This window comes from Deltaproteobacteria bacterium, from assembly GCA_016875225.1.
Taxonomy (GTDB): Bacteria; Myxococcota_A; UBA9160; order SZUA-336; family SZUA-336; genus VGRW01.
The window spans coordinates 16,880-32,929 of sequence record VGRW01000039.1 but is presented as its reverse complement, the minus strand read 5'-3'; the positions used below and the strand labels follow the sequence as shown (position 1 = coordinate 32,929).

Genomic DNA, 16,050 nt, shown 5'->3' with positions numbered 1-16,050 from the left:
GACGAGGAGATCGGCTCGCTCGGCTCGCGCCCCCGGATCGAGGCCGAGGCGAAGCGCGCGCAGATCGGCTTCGTCTTCGAGCCCTCGCCCGAGAACGGCGAGATGGCGCGCTCGCGAAGCGGCGTCGGCCAGTTCCAGCTCTCGGTCGAAGGTGTCGCCTCGCACGTCGCCACGTCGCAGCGCGACGGGCGCAGCGCGATCGTCGCGCTGGCCCGCAAGGTGATCAATATCGAGTCACTCACCGACTACGAGCGCGGGGTGATCCTGAACGTCGGCACGATCTCCGGCGGCACCAAACGCAACATCGTTCCCGCGCACGCCGAGGCCTGGATCGACCTGCGCTTCGACGAGCTCGCGCAGGGCCAGGAGGTGCAGCGCGAGCTCGAGCGGATCGCGCGCGCGAACGACGGCGCGGGAACCAGCGCCGCGCTCTGGGGAGTGCTGCACCGGCCGCCGAAGCCCGAGACGCCCGAGGTCGCGAGACTCCTCGCCGCGCACCGCGGGGTCTCGCTCGCGTTGCGCTACGCGGCGCCGGAGCCCGTGCACTCCGCCGGTGTCACCGACGGCTCGATCATGGCCGAGGTCGGGCTTCCCACACTCGATTCGATGGGCGTGCGCGGCGGCGGCGCCCACACGGACGCGGAGTACATCGAGCTTCCGAGCCTGTCGGAGCGCGCGACGCTCGCGGCGATCCTGCTGCGCCAGCTCGCTCGCGAGACGCTCGAGGCGCCCGAGGCGCCCGAAGCGCCCGAAGCGCCGCCGGGCGCAGGTTTACCTTCGGCGGGGGCCAAGTTAGAGTCCGGGCGTCCATCACCGCCGGTGATCGCTGGGTCCCGGCCGGTGGTCGGTCCGTGAACCCCGCCAGGTCCGGAAGGAAGCAACGGTAGCGGTGCTCTCCAGGTGGTCGGATCGGCCCAGCGATCACCCGCGGTGATGGACCTGGCCGAGGTTCTCCCCTGACAATGACTCCCCCGAGATGAGCTACGAGGTTCTCGCGCGGCGTTTCCGGCCGAAGACCTTCGACGAGATCGAGGGCCAGCGGCACGTCGTGACGGCGCTGCGCAACGCGATCCGGCTCGGCCGCTTGCCGCACGCGCTGCTTCTCGCGGGTCCGCGCGGTGTGGCGAAGACCACGATCGCGCGAATCCTCGCGCGCGCGCTGAACTGCGACGAGGGCCCGACCGAGAAGCCGTGCGGGAGGTGCTCGCCGTGTCTGGAGATCGCGGCGGGCACGTCGCTCGACGTGCAGGAGATCGACGCCGCCAGCAACACCGGCGTCGACAACGTGCGCGAGATCCGCGAGAGCGTCCGCTACGCGGCCGCGCCCGGCAAGCACCGCATCTTCATCATCGACGAAGTCCACATGCTCTCGACCCCGGCGTTCAACGCGCTGCTGAAGACGCTCGAAGAGCCGCCGCCGCGCAGCCTGTTCATCCTGGCGACCACCGACCCGCAGAAGATCCCGATCACCGTGCTCTCGCGCGTGCAGCGCTTCGATCTGCGCCGGCTGGGCAGCGCCGAGCTGCTCACGCTGCTCGGCAGGATCTGCAGCGCGGATGGGATCGAGGTGCCCGAAGCGGTGCTGCGCACCATTGCGCGCGAGGCCGAGGGCAGCGGGCGCGACGCCCTCACGCTTCTCGACCGCCTGACGAGCGCTCTCGGCAAGACCGTCGCCGAGAAGGACGCGATCGAGATCCTCGACCTGATCGACCGCAAGCTTCTGGTCGGCGTGCTCGAGCCGGTGCTCGCGCGCGACCCGGCTGCAGCGCTCGTGGCGCTGCGCCGCGTGCTCGAGCGGGGCATCGATCCGGCGCGCCTGGCGGGAGATCTGCTCGCGGAGCTGCGCGATCTGGTCGTCGCGCGCCTGGTCGATGACCCGACCGGAATGATCGACGCCGCGCCCGAGGCGATCGCCGAGCTTCGCGAGCGCGCGCGGCCGCACGACCCCGAGACGCTGCAGCGACTCTTCCGCGTGTTGCTCTCGCGCATCGGCGAGCTTCCATTCGCGTCGCGGCAGGAGCACGCGCTCGAGATGGCGGTGCTGCGCCTGGCGACGCTGCCCGAGGCGGAGACGCTCGCCGCGCTGATCCAGAAGCTCGACGCGCTCGACGGTGCGCCGGGCGGAGGCGGCTCTCCGAGCGGTTCCGGTTCGACGGGGCCGGGCGCACGCGTCGCGAAGCCGGCCGCGCCGGCGAAGCCCGCGCCGCGGGTCTCGTCGGCGCCCGCGACCGCGGCTGCAGCGGTGCCTGCGCTCGTGGCTGCGCCTGCACCTGCAGCCGCAGCTGCTCCCGCAGCTGCACCGGCTCCCGAGCCCGAGCCGCCGACCCCGGACGACGCGGAGCTCGCGCCCCCGATCGACGACGCGCGCGACGGCGCGCTGCTGCCGCCCGACCGATCCGTGCTGAGCCACCAGCAGCGCTCGGCGCTCGAGGCGCGCGTGCGCGCCGAGGCCAAGGCGCACCCGAGCGTGCACCAGGTGATCGAGACGCTCGACGCGGAGCTGCGCGAGATCCGCGTCGACTCGCGAACGCTGGCGCCCCCGGGCCGAGGCGCGCCGTGACCGAGCCCCCGTTCGACCTTCGCGCGGTCATGGCGCAGGCGCAGGAGATGGGCGAGAAGCTGCGCCGCGTGCAGGAGGAGCTCCGACACCGGAGCGTGTCGGTGACCGTGGGCGGCGGGATGGTCGAGGTCAAGGCCAACGGTGCGCTCGAGATCCTGGAGGTGAAGATCGACCCGCTGGCCGTCGACCCGCGCGACGTGGCGATGCTCCAGGATCTCGTCTGCGCGGGTGTGAACCAGGCGCTCGTGCGTGCGCGCGAGATGGCCGCGGCGGCGATGCAGCAGGTCACCGGGTTCTCGCTGCCGCCGGGCCTGGGCTTCGGCCCGCCGGGCGGTGGAAATTGAGCGATTCGAGCCTCGAGCCGATCGAGCGGCTCGTGAAGGCGCTGCGGCGCCTGCCGGGAATCGGCGAGAAGACGGCGACCCGGCTGGCGTACTACCTGCTCTCTGCGCCCGAGAGCTACGCCGCGGAGCTCGGCCAGGCGATCCTGCGCCTGCGCGCCGACATCCGCCTGTGCGAGGTCTGCTTCAACCTGACCTCGCGCTCGCCCTGCGAGATCTGCCGCGACGAGACGCGCGACGCCCGGCTGGTCTGCGTGGTCGAGGAGCCGGCCGACCTGGCCTCGATCGAGAGCACGCGCGGCTACAAGGGCCGCTACCACGTGCTCGGCGGCACGATCTCGCCGCTCGACGGCGTGGGGCCCGAGGCGCTGCGCATCGACGCGCTGGCCCGGCGCGTCGAGTCCGGCGGGATCGACGAGGTCATCCTCGCCACCAATCCCAACCCGGAAGGCGAGGCCACCGCTCTCTACGTCGCCGATCGACTCGCGATGTCGGGGGTGCCCGTGACGCGGATCGGCTACGGAATGCCGATCGGCGGGGATCTGGAATACGTCGATCCGATCACGGTCCGGAAATCGCTCGAGAATCGCCGCTCGTTCCGGAGCTAGAGCCGGGCCGATTCTCAAGATCCCGCGGCATCCGCCGATTCGACAGCTGGAATCGGCTTGTCTGGCGAAATCGCCCTCTGCTAGTCTGCGAACCGGGATTTCCCAGACGGATCGAAGTGTTAGAGCTTCGACTGCGCCGAGATCAAAAGGGGCCGAGGCGATGTCGTTGACGCCGCAGCTAGTGCTCTTCGAGGACGACCATCGCAAGCTTCTCGCCGTCTCCGAACGGCTGGTCGAGGACGCGAACGCCAAGGCGATCTTCCTGGTCGATCGAAACGGTCAGCTCGTGACCGAAGCGGGCGAGCTCAAGGGCATCGACACCACGTCGCTCGCGTCACTGGTGGCCGGGAACGTCGCGGCCACGCAGGGGCTGGCGAAGGTGATCGGCGAGCCCGACTTCCCGACTCACTTCCACCAGGGCGAGCGCGACAACGTCCACATCACGCTGGTCGCGCAGCGAATCATCCTGGTCGTCGTCTTCGACGACCGAAGCTCGCTCGGACTGGTCCGGCTGCGCGTGAAGAAGGCCGGGCAAAAGCTTTCCGAGCTGTTCGACGAGATCTTCAAGAGGGCGGAATCGGATTCGGACGCGGACGGGCCGGCCTCGCCGTTCGCCGAAATCAGCGACGAAGACATCGACAACCTGTTCTCGGACTAGAGATCCCATGGCGTTCATCAACTACAGCGCGCGCGAGATCAACTGCAAGCTCGTCTACTACGGACCGGGGCTGTGCGGGAAGACCACCAATCTCAAGTACATCTACGAGAAGACCGCGGCGGACGCGAAGGGCAAGATGATCTCGCTCGCCACCGAGACCGAGCGCACGCTCTTCTTCGACTTCCTGCCGCTCTCGCTCGGCGAGATCCGCGGCTTCAAGACGCGCTTCCACCTCTACACCGTTCCGGGTCAGGTCTTCTACGACGCGAGCCGCAAGCTGATCCTGAAGGGCGTCGACGGTGTGGTCTTCGTCGCCGACAGCCAGGAGGAGCGCTTCGAGGCGAACGTCGAGTCGCTGGAGAACCTGAAGGCCAACCTGCGCGAGCAGGGCTACGACTTCGACAAGATCCCCGTCGTGCTGCAGTACAACAAGCGCGACCTGCCCAACGCCGTGCCGATCGAGGACCTGAAGTCCGCGCTGAACCCGACCGGGAAGATCGCCGACTTCGAAGCCGCCGCGCAGTCGGGCAAGGGCGTCTTCGAGACCCTGAAGGCGCTCGCGCGGCTGGTGCTCCAGGAGCTGAAGAAGGGCTCGCGCTAGCCCGCTCGCGGGACGCGCCGCCGGCGGAGTAAGATCCGCCGATGCCGAGCTTTCGCACGCGCGGGTTCTCGATCCACTACGAGCTCCACGGCGACGGACCCAAGACGCCGCTTCTGCTCGTGATGGGAATGGGCGGAACCTGCCAGGGCTGGCTCACCGTCACCGTGCCCGACCTGATCCGCGCAGGCCACCCGTGCATCGTCTTCGACAATCGCGGCGCCGGGCAGTCGGAGGATCCGGGCGGCCCGTTCAGCACCGCCGAGATGGCCGAGGACGCGCGCGCTCTGCTCGACCATCTCGGGCTCGCGCGTGCGCACGTGCTGGGTGGATTCCTCGGCGGCATGATCGCGCAGGAGCTCGCGCTCGAGCACCCGCAGCGGCTCGCGTCGCTGGTCCTGGCCGGAACCTACGCGCGCGCCGACGCGAAACGGCGCGCGGTGCTCGACCTGTGGAAGCGGATGGTCGAGCTCAAGGTCCCCGCCGAGATCCGGATCAAGAACCGGCTCGCCTGGACGATCGGCGACGCGACCATGGAGCAAGAGGATCTGATCGAGGCGATGTGGCGCTTCTACCTGCGCGACGATGCGCCGATGGACGACCGCGTCTTCGCGCGACAGGCCGACGCCTGCATCGCGCACGACGCGCTCGAGCGGCTCGACCGGATCCGCGTGCCGACGCTGGTGGTCTGCGGCGAGGGGGACATCCTGACCCCGCCCGTGCTCTCGCGGCAGCTCGCCTCGCGCATCAAGGACTCGCGCCTCGTTCTGCTGCCCAACGCCGGCCACCTGATCGCGGCCGAGCTCGCGCCGCGCTTCAACCGGCTCGTGATCCGCTTCCTCGCCGAGCAGGAGCGGGATCTCTCGCCGAGCTAGCTCGCTGCGCTCCGGCGCTTGGCGTCGGTCGCCCAAATCGAGACCAGCTCGAGAAGCTTCGCGCGCTGGATCGGCTTGGTGGCGAAGTCGTCGCATCCCGCGGCGAGGCAGCGCTCGCGATCGTCGCTGGTCGCGTGCGCGGTGAGCGCGATGATCGGCGTGGTCGCACCGCGATTTCGCAGCGCGCGCGTGGTGGCGTAGCCGTCGAGAAGCGGCATCTGCATGTCCATCAGCACCAGGTCGAACGGCGTGCCCTGTTCTTCTGCGAGCGCGAAGCAGGCGAGCGCCGCTTCTCCGTCCGAAGCCAGCTCGACCCGCGCACCGCGCGAGCGCAGCAGTCCGCTGATCAGGCGCTGGTTGTCGTCGCCGTCCTCGACCAGAAGGATGCGCGCGTCGGGGATCGCGACCTCGCGCGCGGGAATCCCGGCCGCGGGCTCCGGGCGCGTCGAGCCCCGCGGATCGCCGTCGACCTCGCGAACCGCGACGTCGGGCGACCAGCCGGACTCGACCCAGAACGTGAAGGTCGAGCCGGCGCCGGGCGCGCTCACGACGCCGAGCTCCCCGCCCAGCGCCTGCACCATGCGGCGCGAGATGGAAAGACCCAGACCGCTGCCGCCGTAGCGGCGCGTCATCGACGAGTCGGCCTGCGTGAACGCCTCGAAGATCCTCGCTTGCGCTTCGGGCGCTATCCCGATGCCCGGGTCACTCACCGCGAACCAGAGCCGTCCCTTGCCGAGCTCCTCGTGCCAGACTCGAAGCTCGATCGCGCCGCTCTCGGTGAACTTGATCGCGTTGCCCAGAAGGTTGATCAGGATCTGGCGCAGCCGCGTGGGATCGCTTCGCACCGAGACGGGAATCCGCCCGCGCGCTTCGACGCGCAGATCCAGCCGCTTGCTCGCGGTGCGCACGCTCATCAGCGAGCAGACTTCGTCGACGAGCGCGAACGGATCGACCGAGATGCGCTCGACGTCCAGGCGACCGGCCTCGACGCGCGAGAGGTCGAGGATGTCGTTGATCAGCGCCACCAGGTGGCGGCCGTTGCGCCGGATCGCGTCGATCATCTCGCGCGACTCCGGGCCGAGCGGCCCGAGCGCGAGCCGCTCGTCGAGCTCGTCGGCGTAGCCCAGGATCGCCGTCATGGGCGTGCGGATCTCGTGACTCATGTTGGCGACGAACTCGCTCTTCGCGTGGCTTGCCGCGAGCGCAGTCGCCTCGGCATCGAGCGCTCGGTCGAGCGCCGCGGTGCGCGAGATGTCGTACGCGTGGCCGAGCCCCAGGATCATCCAGATCAGCGTCGCCATGGTGATCGCGCGAAACAGATCGAACACCTCCGGGCTGATTCCGTGCGCAGGGGGCGCAAACGGCGTGAGCGGCGCGAGATCGAGCGCGATCAGGCAGCCCGCGCTCACCACCCCCCAGCCGAGGCCAGCGCGGAAGCCCACGACGGTGAGCGCGAGAAGCGGCGGGTAGGCGAGTAGCAGGCTCGCCGGGCTCGACGCGCCGCCCGCGAGCCAGCTGTGGTACGAGAGCAGGGCGACCAGCGAGGCGCACATCGCGTGCCCCACCTGCTCGATCCGATCCGTGCGTCGCAGCAGGCCCAGAAGCGCGAGGTGGACGACCAGCGTGGCGAGAAGAGTGCGCGTGAACGGCACCGCAATCTCGCGGGGCAGCAGCCCGCGGAAGCTCGCTGCGAACACCGGAACCATCGCGAAGGCGATCAGGCTGGTCCCGACCAGAACGCGAGCGCGGCGGACCTGATCCTCTCCGCGCGCGCGGATCGCGGGCGAGATGAACCAGTCCAGCAGCCTCGTGCGCTGCGGCTCGGCTCTGCCCATCTCTTCCATACCGATGGCTTCGACCGGTACCCGCGCCCGGCTTGAGGGAGAGCGCGCCGAGCGCGGGATCAGTGACGGACGGCGGTGACCGCCTGCGCCCGCACGCGCCAGCGGCAGTGCGGAGTCACAGTCCGAGCAGCCGCGCGGCGTTGTCGTGCAGGATCTTGCGGCGCAGCTCCGGCCGGCCTTCCGTCGCGACGAGCACCTTCGCGAGCGCGAGCGCGTGGTGGTAGAACGGCCAGTCCGTGCCGTAGACGATCCGGTCCGGGTCGCCGCGATCGATCACGCGGCGCAGCTGCGAGAGGCTGATGCACGAGACCTCGAGCACCGCGTTCGCGTGGCGGAGCTGCAGCTCGAGGCCCAGGTCGGAGTCGAGCGCGCCCGCGTGGCCGAGCACGAAGGTGGTGTCGGGACACTCGGCCAGCGGCCGCTCGTAGCTCGGCACCTGCACGAACTTGCGCGCGGACGCGAGCTCGATCCCGACCGGCCCGCAGTGCCAGAGCACCGGAATGCGCTCGGCCGCGGCGAGCGCGTACAGCGGCATCGCCTCGTCCGCACCGGGAAGGAACTTCTGCAGCTGCGGGTGCAGCTTCAGCCCGCGCGCGCCCGCGTGGAGCTGCTCCTCGAGCTTCTCGCGCGGGCGACGTCGGCGCGGGTGCACGCTCCCGAACGGCGTGGTCGAGCTTCGCGCCTTCGCGGCCGCGATCGAGTCCGCGACGTGGCGGCTCGGCAGGCCGATGTCGATCGCGAGGATCGCGCTGTGCACGATGCCCATGTCGCGGCAGTCGCGCGCCCGGTTGGGCGCGGTGTGCGTCCAGCGCTTGCCGATGCCGAGCGCGCCGCCGAGCACGAGCTCGGATTTCAGCTGCTTCACGCCTAGCGCGCCGAAGTTGTGATTGGCGTAGACGTCCAGGTCGTGGCGGCTGCAGCAGGGCAGCAGCAGCTCCGTGCGCTCGCTCTCGCGCTCCAGGTCGAAGCGCAGCGGCCAGATCGCCGGCAGCGCGTAGTGCGCGTGCATGTCGATGATCGGCCCGACCGAGGCGTCCGAGACCACCAGCCGATCGCCGTCCACGTCGAACCAGGGCAGCCGCGCCAGGTCCTCGAGTCGGTCGAAGCGGAACGTCTCGTTCTCGGCCAGCGCGGAGCCCATCGCGAGAGAGTACCCGAGTATGCTCTCGCTTCGGACCTCGAAAGGAGCTGCGCATGACGGAGCTTGCAAAGATCGGCCCGGCCTTCGTCGAGATGGCCCATCGCATCGTCTGGTGCAGCGCGGCGACGGTCGATCGCCGCGGCCGCCCGCGCTCGCGCGTGCTGCACCCGATCTGGGTCTGGGACGGAGCAAAGCTCTCGGGCTGGATCGCCACCGGCCCCACGCCGCTGAAGCGGGCGCACCTGGCGCAGAGCCCGTATCTCTCGCTCAACTACTGGGCGACCACGCAGGACACCTGTCTGGCCGAGTGCCGCGCCGAGTGGGCGTTCGACGACGAGACGCGAACGCGCGTCTGGAACCTGTTCCGCGACGCGCCCGCGCCGGTCGGCTACGACCCCGCCATCATCCCCGGCTGGACCAAGCCCACCGACGCGAGCTTCGCCGCGCTTCGCCTCGAGCCGTGGCGGCTGCGCGTGTTCCCGGGCAGCGTGCTGCTCGGCCGCGGCGGCGAGGTGCTGACCTGGCGCGCCGACGGCTCGTAGTGCCGGGTCAGTAGAACAGGTACGGCCAGACCGAGCGCATGGGACGGCCGTCGCCGAAAGCGCGCGTGCCCGAGGCGCCGGGCATTCGCTGCATCCACCAGACCAGGAACTCGCCGCCGCAGTCGCCGTAGTCCGAGTACGCGCTCCAGTCCTGCGCCGAGACGGGCGCGCGCTCGCCCGTCGTCCCGAAGCCGCGGCAGCTCGAGAGCACGGCGTCGGGGTTCGCGTAGTCGTAGCCCGACTCGGCGTTCGGCGGGAAGTGCACGTTGCCGCAGACCGCGTCGAACGGATCGCGCTCGTGCGCGCCGTCGTACGTCTGAAGCGCGAGCGACGACGGCGTCGGGTGCTCGATGCACGGCGGCGACGGACAGGACACCCCGTACAGGCTCGGCAGCGGCAGACCCCAGCGCGTGTCCAGATCGAATCCCGCGAAGCGGTCGAACCACGCCGTGAGTCCCGGCGTGACCGCGCGCGCGGCAGTCGACTCGATCCCGTGCGCCTGTGAGTGGATGTAGCAGCCGGGGCCTCGGCTGTAGTTCACGAATCCGACGCGCAGGCTCACGCCGCAGACCGGCACGTCCAGATCGAAGCAGCCGTTTCCCGCGCAGCGGTCGAAGCCCTCGCCCACGCGGTTTCCCGCCGAATCGTAAAGAGGCTTGGATTCGAGGACCTCGGCCGCGCCCGCGTCCGGGACATCGCCCGAGCCGACCACCCAGACGTCGTGCACCAGCCCGCGCTCGGCCAGCTCGCAGAGCTCGAGGTAGCGGCCCGGGTCGTTCGGATCGATCACTCCGTAGTGCTCGGCGAAGTCCTGGTCGAAGAGCTCCGCGTAGTCGAAGCGCCAGGCGCCGGGCTCGCCGTCCGGCCGGCGCGGGTAGAGCGTCGAGTTCTGGTACGGCCAGCCGGGCGGCGCGGGATCGCGCCCTTCGACGCCGTCGCGAAGATCGATCACCGCGTCGCCGAAGATGCGGTACTCGAGCTGCGGGGTCGCGCCCGGGATCTCGTCGCCGCGCTCGCGCGATCCCTCCGCGAGCCCCGCGATCACGCCGTCGACCAGCGTCCGCACCGCGCCCGGCGAGCTCGGGTTCACGAAGTTCAGCACCAGCACCGTCGGCTCGAGGCGCACGACGTCGTCGTGGTGCGCGGCGAGCCACGGGCTCGAGTTCGCGGGCGCGTAGGCGTTGGGCCAGACCGTGGCTCCGCCGTCGCTCTCGAGCGCGCAGGTGTCGCCCGGACCCTCGCCCCAGCCGTACGCGCACTCGTCGCAGCGCGCGCCCGAGTAGCCCAGGTCGCACTCGCAGGCGAGTGACTCGCCGCAGCTCCCGTGCGCGCCGCAGTCACACGGCGCGCGGCAGGTCGGCCCGACCGCGGCGAGCCCATCGAGCTCGATCCGGAATCCTGCGCCCCAGGTGTCGGCCTCGAGCTCGACCGCGGCCACGGCCGTGCGGTCGAAGCTCTCGTCGCCGCTCGTAGTCCAGCCCGCGCCTCCGTCCAGCGGCACCGAGATCGGGCGCCAGAGGAAGCCGTCGTCGGGAAGCCGCGGGGCGGTCGGCTCGTAGCGCCGCCGCCGCCCGAACGCGTCTTCGAGGGTGAGCGCCGGCCAGCTTCCCTGCCAGGTCGGTGTGTTGGTGTTCTCGGCGCGAACCGCGAAGCGCAGCTCGCTCGCGATTCCCTCCGAGACGTCGAGCGGCCCGGGCGCGGCGTGGCGCAGCGTCCAGCCGAAGAGCGCGGTCGTCTCGGCGCGCAGCGCAGCGCTTCCCACCAGCGCGTCGTCGGGCGCGAGCGCGGAGAGCTCGGTCGGGTAGCCGCCGACGGCGCTCGCGCTCCAGGCGCCGGGCACGTCGTCCTCGACCAGGTCGGCGCAGAGCGCGAGGTCGAGCGCGCGAGCCACGTGCGCGTCGGCTTCGCGCTCGAGCGGCGCGCCGTCGTCGAGCGTGAGGCAGCCGCCTCGCCGCTCGGCGCGGGCGAGCTCGGCGTGGAAGCGCTGGCGCGCGCGCGCGAAGCACGCGGCGTCGCGCGGCAAGTCTCTACTCAGCGCCTTCGCGTGACACTCGAACGCGTCGCGCGCGTGCCGCCCCGCGCCGCGCAGCTTGGCCGCGGCGCAGGAATCGGCCGCGCCCGCCCCCGTGCGGAGCCGTGCGGCGGCGGCCTTCCAGAACTCGGCAGCGCTCTCCGCTCCGTCAAAAGCGTCGCCTGGCGTGCAGCCTTTGGCTTCGAGCTTCGCGAACGCGTCGGCGAGTCGCGTCTGCGCCTTCGCCAGGCACGCGGTGTCTACGGCTGCGCCGGATCCAGCCGCGCGTGAGTGGCAATCGAGCCCCGCGGCCGCGTGCTTGCCGAGAGCCTTGGCCCGATCCGCGCCGCACTTGTCGACCGCCGCGAGCGCGGTCTCCGGCCCGAGCATGGCCAGGAGCAGCGCGGCGAGGGCGAGCCTGTGACCGAGGCTTCGCACGACTCACTGCGCCAGAAGCCGCGCCGGATTCTCGACCGTGAGCTTGCGGACATCCGCGTCGGACACCCCGCAGCGTCCGAGCAGGGGCAGCACGAAGCGGGGGATCCGCGTGTAGCCCTCGCCGCCGCCGCGGCGCGTGCAGAGCTTGGTGAACACGTCGTGTCCGATCGTGAGCTGGTCCGCGTAGCCCTCGCGGATCAGCGCCACCAGTCCCGCCAGGTAGAACCAGTCGGGCCGGTGCGCGAAGCCGAGCTCCTCCAGGTCCCACTCCGCGCCGATGCAGGTGAAGCAGACGTGGAAGCCGCGGTCCAACACCTCGCGGTGTAACGTCAAGTCCTGCGCCGCAAGCCGTGGCTCGAGCACGATCTGTTGCAGGGGCAGCGACCCCAGCCAGTTCTCGACGTGGCAGATCACCGTCCGCTCCGGCACGCACTCGCTCCCGTACAGGAGCGGCAGGAACGACTCGCGCAGCTCGGGGTTCGACTGAAGCAAGCCCACGTGCACCTGCAGCGAGAGCCCCGACTCGCGCGAGACGCGCGCCGCCGCGCGCAGGTACGCGTCCGCGTCGGCGCTTCGTCCCTCGTACGCGACCTTGATCTGGCCCGGCAGGATTCCCGAGCCGTCGATCCCGCTCGCGATCTCGCCGCGCAGGTAGTCCGCGTACTGCGCTTCCGACAAACCCCGGAAGCGCTCCGGCCAGCTGTCCTCCGCGTACAGCCCCGTGCACGCCACGATGTGCACGCCGGTCGCCTGCGAGATGCGCGCGAACGCGCGCACGTCCTGGCCGGTGCGGATCCCCGGCGAGCCGGTCTCGACGATCGCGCCCCCGCCCGCCGCCGCGAAGTCCGCGACCTCGGCCGTCATCACCTTCTCGTCGTCCAGCCGAAGGTTGCTGCTCGACAGCAGCATCGCGTGCCGCAGCGTCGAGCGCTCCCCGATCTCGAACGGCCCGTCCGGCATCTCCATCTCGGCCGGCAGGATCTTCCGGAACCGATCGCGGTAGCACGCGGACAGATCGCACAGGATGTGCTCGTGCAGCGACGTGAGGCCGAGCGCTTCCGGCGCCACGGGTCCACGCACGGTCATCACCTTCGGGTCGAGCTGGCTCATCGGCAGCGATTGTCGCACGGGGGCGCGCGCAAGCGCTGCGGCTCCGCCGAGACGCGGAGTCGGTAGCTCTCCCCGGAGATCAGCTTCGATTCGGCAGGAAGGTCGCGACGAGCCCGTCCGCATGCCTCTCCACCCAGGAGGGGTCAGTCGGCTCCGCTTTCGTCAGCAGGCGCACCTCCGGAGCGTTCACGTAGGGGAGTGACGCGGCGCCCACCAACACGTAATGAAACATCGCATCGTCGATGGGCGCGGCGATCCCCGCCTCGCGCAGGCGGCGCCAGAGCACGCGTACGGCGTCGTAGAGCGGCCGAACGTGCCGGTCGGTCATCCAGCGAAGCCTCGCGCTCCTGGCGGTTGCCTCGTGCAGCATGATCTGGTTCAGCTCGGGCCTTGCAGCCGCGAAACGCACGAAGCGCCGGATCAGCTCGGCGAACCCGTCCGCGAGCGTATCGATCGCGGTGGTCCGGGCCGGATCCGCTCCGAAGTCGAGCCCCTCCATGGCGCGACCGAGCTCCGCGAAGAGGTGATCCACCGCCGCTCTCCAGAGCGCCTCCTTCGATTCGAAGTGGTAGTGGATCTGAGGCTGGTGGGCGTCGATGCGCTCGGCGATGGCGCGCGTCGAGGCGCCGTCGAACCCCTTCGCTCCGAACTCCACGAGGGCGGCGTCGAGCAAGCGCTCGCGGATGTCCCCGCGCGATCGGCGCAGCCGACGACGGCGCTTCTGCGCTTGACCCATCGGGCGAGCATAGTCTATTATCGATCGATAACAAGACTCTTGTAGAGGAGAACTCGATGCGCATCCTCCCGCTCTCGCCCGCCCCGTTCACCGCTCCGACCGACCGCGACATGCTCCCATCCGAGCGCCGCGAGTTCGTCCGCACGCACCGCACCTGCATCTTCGGTTACGAGCGGCGCTCCGACGGGCCGGCGATGTCGGTGGTCTACTACGTGCCGACCGACGGCGACGAGCTCCTCGTCTCCACGATGGGAGGCCGGGCCAAGGCGAAGGCAGTGGCGCGCTCGGGAAAGATCAGCCTCTGCATTCTCGACGAGCGCTGGCCCTTCGCGTACCTGCAGGTCTACTGCGACGCGCGGCTGGAGACCGATCCCGCGCTGGTGGTCGACGTCATGATGGCTGTCGGCGGCCGCATGTCGGGGAAACCGCTGCCCGCGGAGGCTCGGCCGGTGGTGCAGGCGATGGCGGAGAAGGAGGGCCGCGTCGTCCTGCGGTGTCGCCCCTACGAGACCTTCGCGCAGCCGCCCCGCCACCTGCACAGGAACGACCAGCAGGAGGAGATCACCCACTGGATCACGGGAGCGATGGCGTGGAACGCAACCGACCGGCCGTAGGCGCCGGCGTTCGGACGCGGTCTGAATCCCCGCGGTCTCCGCGGAGGCTCGCTCCGCGGAGGTGAGACCGAACCATTCCGCGGCGCGGACCGCACGCCGCGCTGGTTCGCCGCGATCCAATCGCGGCTCACCCGACCCGCGCCGACCCGATCCACCCGCGCTGCACCGCTCGGGCGAGGAATCCGGCCAGCTCCTGACTCGTGCCTGGCCAGGACGCGCACGCGTCGTCGAGCGTGAGTCCGCGCTCGAAGCCGGCGAGCAGCTGGAGCTCGGCCGGGACGAGCCGCTCGAGCGCGGGCTCGCCGTCCGGCGTGAACCAGACGGCCAGCCGCACGCCGCCCTCGGACAGGTCGACGCGATCCTCGCCGGTGTAGCCGGGCTGGTTGGTGAGCCAGATCCGGTCGGCGGGGTAGCGGGACTCGAGCAGCGCGACGCCGGGCGCGAGCGCGAAGCGCACCTGGCCGCGGCGCGCCTCGGGCACCTGCGCGAGCGCCGCGAGGTCGACCCTCGGCGGAACCGGCGCGAGCAGCGCGCGGTGCAGCGCCCGCTCCAAGCGCGCGACGTCGGGCAGGTAGGGCAGGGCGCGCGCGGGCTCGAAGCCGGCGAAGAAGTCGGCCAGCTCGGCGCCGTAGTCGTTCAGATCGGGCGAGGAAGCGGGATGACCGAGAGCGAAGCGGCGGGCGGCGGCGCGGAAGAACTCGTCGCCGACCAGGCGGCGGCACACGGGGTACAGCGATTCGAGCGCCTCGGCGTGGCCGCAGAGCAGGTTCTCTCGGTACGGGTGCACCCATGACTCGCCCGCGAGCATGTCGCGCACGAAGCGGCGCTGCAGCTCACGCAGCATGGAAGTCACTCCAGATCATCGCGAGTCACTCGCCGCGCGATCAGCGCGCTCGCCTTCTTCGCCTCGTCGAGCAGCTCGGAGAGCGGCGGGATGTTGCGGTCGCGCTCGAGTACGAACGGGAGTGCGCCGAACCGCTCGAGCGCGAGCTCGAGCAGGCGCCAGACGGCCGGGTCGATCGCGGCGCCGTGCGAATCGAGCAGCAGCTCGCGGCCGCGCGAGAACCCGGCGATGTGCAGCTGCGCCACGCGCTCGCGCGGGAGCGCGTCCAGGTAGGTCTCGGCCGAGAAGCCGTGATTCACCGCCGAGACGTGCACGTTGTTCACGTCGAGCAGGATCGAGCAGTCGGCGCGCTCGGCGACGGCGGACAGGAACTCCCACTCGGCCAGCTCGGACTCGGCGAAGGTCGCGTAGCTAGACACGTTCTCGATCGCGATCCGGCGGCCGAGGAAATCCTGCACGCGCGCGATGCGCGCGGAGACGTGCGCGATCGACTCCTCCAGGTAGGGCAGCGGCAGAAGGTCGTGCAGGAAGCGGCCGTCCAGCGACGACCAAGACAGGTGGTCGGAGACGAGCGCGGGCTCGAGCCGGTGCTCGAGCTCGCGCAGCCGGCCCAGGTGCTCGAAATCGAGCGGGTCGGTCGAGCCGAGCGACATGCCGACACAGTGAAGCGTCACCGGCCAGCGCTCGCGGACGCGCGTCAGGATCTCGCGCGCGGGGTCGCCGAGGGTGGTGTGGTTCTCGGCCAGCACCTCGAAGAACGGGACGTCGGGCGCGCCGGCCAGGATCGCGTCGTAGTGCGGCGCGCGCAGGCCGAGCCCGCAGGCGCGCGGGAGCGACGAGGCGGCGCTACTTGTCCTTGGGCGCGAGGCTGCCACCGACGATCTTCTCGCAGCTGCCCTTGGGCAGGTAGACCCACTCGTTCGGGTCGGCGTCCTGGCTCGCCTGCTTGCTGCAGCCGTGATTCGCGGTGCCGCAGTCGTTCTGGCCCTTCTTCACCACGCCGTAGCACTTCTCGTTTCCCGACGACGCCTGGGCGCTGGCGGCTTCGGCGATCTGGCCGACGGAGAGGCCGATCAGCGTGGTGAGGGCGGTGGCGGCGAGCGAGCGGGACTTGTCCATGGCGGTGACCT

General features: G+C 70.9%; 16 protein-coding genes, 1 other RNA gene and 1 pseudogene. 10 read left to right on the top strand and 8 right to left on the bottom strand.

Annotated features, from left to right (window positions below; genetic code table 11):
• The 8 genes and pseudogenes from FJ108_10955 (at position 1) to FJ108_10920 (ending at position 5,640) form a co-directional block, all read left to right on the top strand.
• Positions 1 to 699, top strand: a pseudogene (locus tag FJ108_10955) (M20 family metallopeptidase).
• A 125-nt stretch (positions 700 to 824) separates the two neighbouring features.
• Positions 825 to 923: signal recognition particle sRNA small type (gene ffs, locus FJ108_10950), an RNA gene on the top strand.
• Between the two features lie 53 nt (positions 924 to 976).
• Positions 977 to 2,560 carry a DNA polymerase III subunit gamma/tau gene (gene dnaX / locus FJ108_10945; GenBank protein ID MBM4336413.1) on the top strand — a complete coding sequence of 528 codons (1,584 nt, stop codon included), beginning with the start codon at positions 977 to 979 and terminating at the stop codon, positions 2,558 to 2,560.
• Between the two features lie 29 nt (positions 2,561 to 2,589).
• Positions 2,590 to 2,904 (top strand): YbaB/EbfC family nucleoid-associated protein, encoded by a 315-nt coding sequence (locus FJ108_10940; protein ID MBM4336412.1) that lies wholly within the window; start codon positions 2,590 to 2,592, stop codon positions 2,902 to 2,904.
• Entirely contained in the window at positions 2,901 to 3,509 is a 609-nt protein-coding gene (gene recR, locus FJ108_10935) for a recombination protein RecR (GenBank protein MBM4336411.1), read from the top strand. The genes FJ108_10940 and recR overlap by 4 nt, the downstream gene beginning before the upstream one ends.
• Before the next feature lie 160 nt (positions 3,510 to 3,669).
• A complete protein-coding gene (locus FJ108_10930) occupies positions 3,670 to 4,167 on the top strand; it encodes a roadblock/LC7 domain-containing protein (GenBank protein ID MBM4336410.1) in 498 nt (165 codons plus the stop codon).
• A gap of 7 nt (positions 4,168 to 4,174) precedes the next feature.
• Entirely contained in the window at positions 4,175 to 4,768 is a 594-nt protein-coding gene (locus FJ108_10925; GenBank protein MBM4336409.1) for a GTPase domain-containing protein, read from the top strand.
• A 41-nt stretch (positions 4,769 to 4,809) separates the two neighbouring features.
• Positions 4,810 to 5,640: an alpha/beta fold hydrolase gene (locus tag FJ108_10920; protein ID MBM4336408.1), complete on the top strand. Its 831-nt coding sequence runs from the start codon at positions 4,810 to 4,812 to the stop codon at positions 5,638 to 5,640.
• On the opposite strand, the gene FJ108_10915 is transcribed toward FJ108_10920, so the two are convergent.
• The gene (locus FJ108_10915) at positions 5,637 to 7,484 is read right to left on the bottom strand and encodes a response regulator (protein ID MBM4336407.1); all 1,848 of its coding nucleotides are present in this window, start codon (positions 7,482 to 7,484) and stop codon (positions 5,637 to 5,639) included. The two genes, FJ108_10920 and FJ108_10915, sit on opposite strands and share 4 nt — an antisense overlap.
• 115 nt (positions 7,485 to 7,599) lie before the next feature.
• Entirely contained in the window at positions 7,600 to 8,625 is a 1,026-nt protein-coding gene (locus FJ108_10910; protein MBM4336406.1) for a hypothetical protein, read from the bottom strand.
• A 53-nt stretch (positions 8,626 to 8,678) separates the two neighbouring features.
• Between FJ108_10910 and FJ108_10905 the strand changes: the two genes are divergently transcribed.
• Complete coding sequence (locus FJ108_10905) at positions 8,679 to 9,167, top strand: pyridoxamine 5'-phosphate oxidase family protein (GenBank protein ID MBM4336405.1); 489 nt, start codon at positions 8,679 to 8,681, stop codon at positions 9,165 to 9,167.
• Between the two features lie 7 nt (positions 9,168 to 9,174).
• On the opposite strand, the gene FJ108_10900 is transcribed toward FJ108_10905, so the two are convergent.
• From FJ108_10900 to FJ108_10890, 3 genes are all read right to left on the bottom strand, one after another.
• Positions 9,175 to 11,616, bottom strand: a complete 2,442-nt coding sequence (locus FJ108_10900; protein ID MBM4336404.1) for a hypothetical protein — start codon at positions 11,614 to 11,616, stop codon at positions 9,175 to 9,177.
• Between the two features lie 3 nt (positions 11,617 to 11,619).
• Positions 11,620 to 12,726 carry a phosphotriesterase gene (locus FJ108_10895; GenBank protein MBM4336403.1) on the bottom strand — a complete coding sequence of 369 codons (1,107 nt, stop codon included), beginning with the start codon at positions 12,724 to 12,726 and terminating at the stop codon, positions 11,620 to 11,622.
• A 79-nt stretch (positions 12,727 to 12,805) separates the two neighbouring features.
• On the bottom strand, positions 12,806 to 13,462 hold the full coding sequence (locus FJ108_10890) for a TetR/AcrR family transcriptional regulator (protein MBM4336402.1): 657 nt from the start codon (positions 13,460 to 13,462) through the stop codon (positions 12,806 to 12,808).
• Between the two features lie 56 nt (positions 13,463 to 13,518).
• On the opposite strand from FJ108_10890, the gene FJ108_10885 reads away from it, so the two are divergent.
• Positions 13,519 to 14,076 (top strand): pyridoxamine 5'-phosphate oxidase, encoded by a 558-nt coding sequence (locus FJ108_10885; protein MBM4336401.1) that lies wholly within the window; start codon positions 13,519 to 13,521, stop codon positions 14,074 to 14,076.
• 127 nt (positions 14,077 to 14,203) lie between these two features.
• Here FJ108_10885 and FJ108_10880 read toward each other — a convergent pair whose 3' ends face one another.
• Genes FJ108_10880 through FJ108_10870 form a run of 3 tightly spaced genes read right to left on the bottom strand, consistent with a single transcriptional unit; the run spans position 14,204 to position 16,039 of the window.
• Complete coding sequence (locus FJ108_10880; GenBank protein MBM4336400.1) at positions 14,204 to 14,920, bottom strand: DUF2063 domain-containing protein; 717 nt, start codon at positions 14,918 to 14,920, stop codon at positions 14,204 to 14,206.
• Positions 14,921 to 14,925: 5 nt separating this feature from the next.
• Positions 14,926 to 15,795 carry a DUF692 domain-containing protein gene (locus tag FJ108_10875; GenBank protein MBM4336399.1) on the bottom strand — a complete coding sequence of 290 codons (870 nt, stop codon included), beginning with the start codon at positions 15,793 to 15,795 and terminating at the stop codon, positions 14,926 to 14,928.
• Positions 15,767 to 16,039 (bottom strand): DUF2282 domain-containing protein, encoded by a 273-nt coding sequence (locus tag FJ108_10870; GenBank protein MBM4336398.1) that lies wholly within the window; start codon positions 16,037 to 16,039, stop codon positions 15,767 to 15,769. The genes FJ108_10875 and FJ108_10870 overlap by 29 nt, the downstream gene beginning before the upstream one ends.
• Positions 16,040 to 16,050 lie beyond the last annotated feature (11 nt).

Excerpts from the sequence above, each read along its gene's own strand:
- FJ108_10920 (MBM4336408.1), top strand. The coding sequence starts at position 4,810 with ATGCCGAGCTTTCGCACGCGCGGGTTCTCGATCCACTACGAGCTCCAC.
- FJ108_10915 (MBM4336407.1), bottom strand. The coding sequence starts at position 7,484 with ATGGAAGAGATGGGCAGAGCCGAGCCGCAGCGCACGAGGCTGCTGGAC.
- dnaX (MBM4336413.1), top strand. The coding sequence starts at position 977 with ATGAGCTACGAGGTTCTCGCGCGGCGTTTCCGGCCGAAGACCTTCGAC.
- FJ108_10880 (MBM4336400.1), bottom strand. The coding sequence starts at position 14,920 with ATGCTGCGTGAGCTGCAGCGCCGCTTCGTGCGCGACATGCTCGCGGGC.
- FJ108_10940 (MBM4336412.1), top strand. The coding sequence starts at position 2,590 with ATGGCGCAGGCGCAGGAGATGGGCGAGAAGCTGCGCCGCGTGCAGGAG.
- FJ108_10910 (MBM4336406.1), bottom strand. The coding sequence starts at position 8,625 with ATGGGCTCCGCGCTGGCCGAGAACGAGACGTTCCGCTTCGACCGACTC.
- FJ108_10930 (MBM4336410.1), top strand. The coding sequence starts at position 3,670 with ATGTCGTTGACGCCGCAGCTAGTGCTCTTCGAGGACGACCATCGCAAG.
- FJ108_10885 (MBM4336401.1), top strand. The coding sequence starts at position 13,519 with ATGCGCATCCTCCCGCTCTCGCCCGCCCCGTTCACCGCTCCGACCGAC.
- FJ108_10895 (MBM4336403.1), bottom strand. The coding sequence starts at position 12,726 with ATGAGCCAGCTCGACCCGAAGGTGATGACCGTGCGTGGACCCGTGGCG.
- FJ108_10890 (MBM4336402.1), bottom strand. The coding sequence starts at position 13,462 with ATGGGTCAAGCGCAGAAGCGCCGTCGTCGGCTGCGCCGATCGCGCGGG.
- FJ108_10925 (MBM4336409.1), top strand. The coding sequence starts at position 4,175 with ATGGCGTTCATCAACTACAGCGCGCGCGAGATCAACTGCAAGCTCGTC.
- FJ108_10870 (MBM4336398.1), bottom strand. The coding sequence starts at position 16,039 with ATGGACAAGTCCCGCTCGCTCGCCGCCACCGCCCTCACCACGCTGATC.
- FJ108_10905 (MBM4336405.1), top strand. The coding sequence starts at position 8,679 with ATGACGGAGCTTGCAAAGATCGGCCCGGCCTTCGTCGAGATGGCCCAT.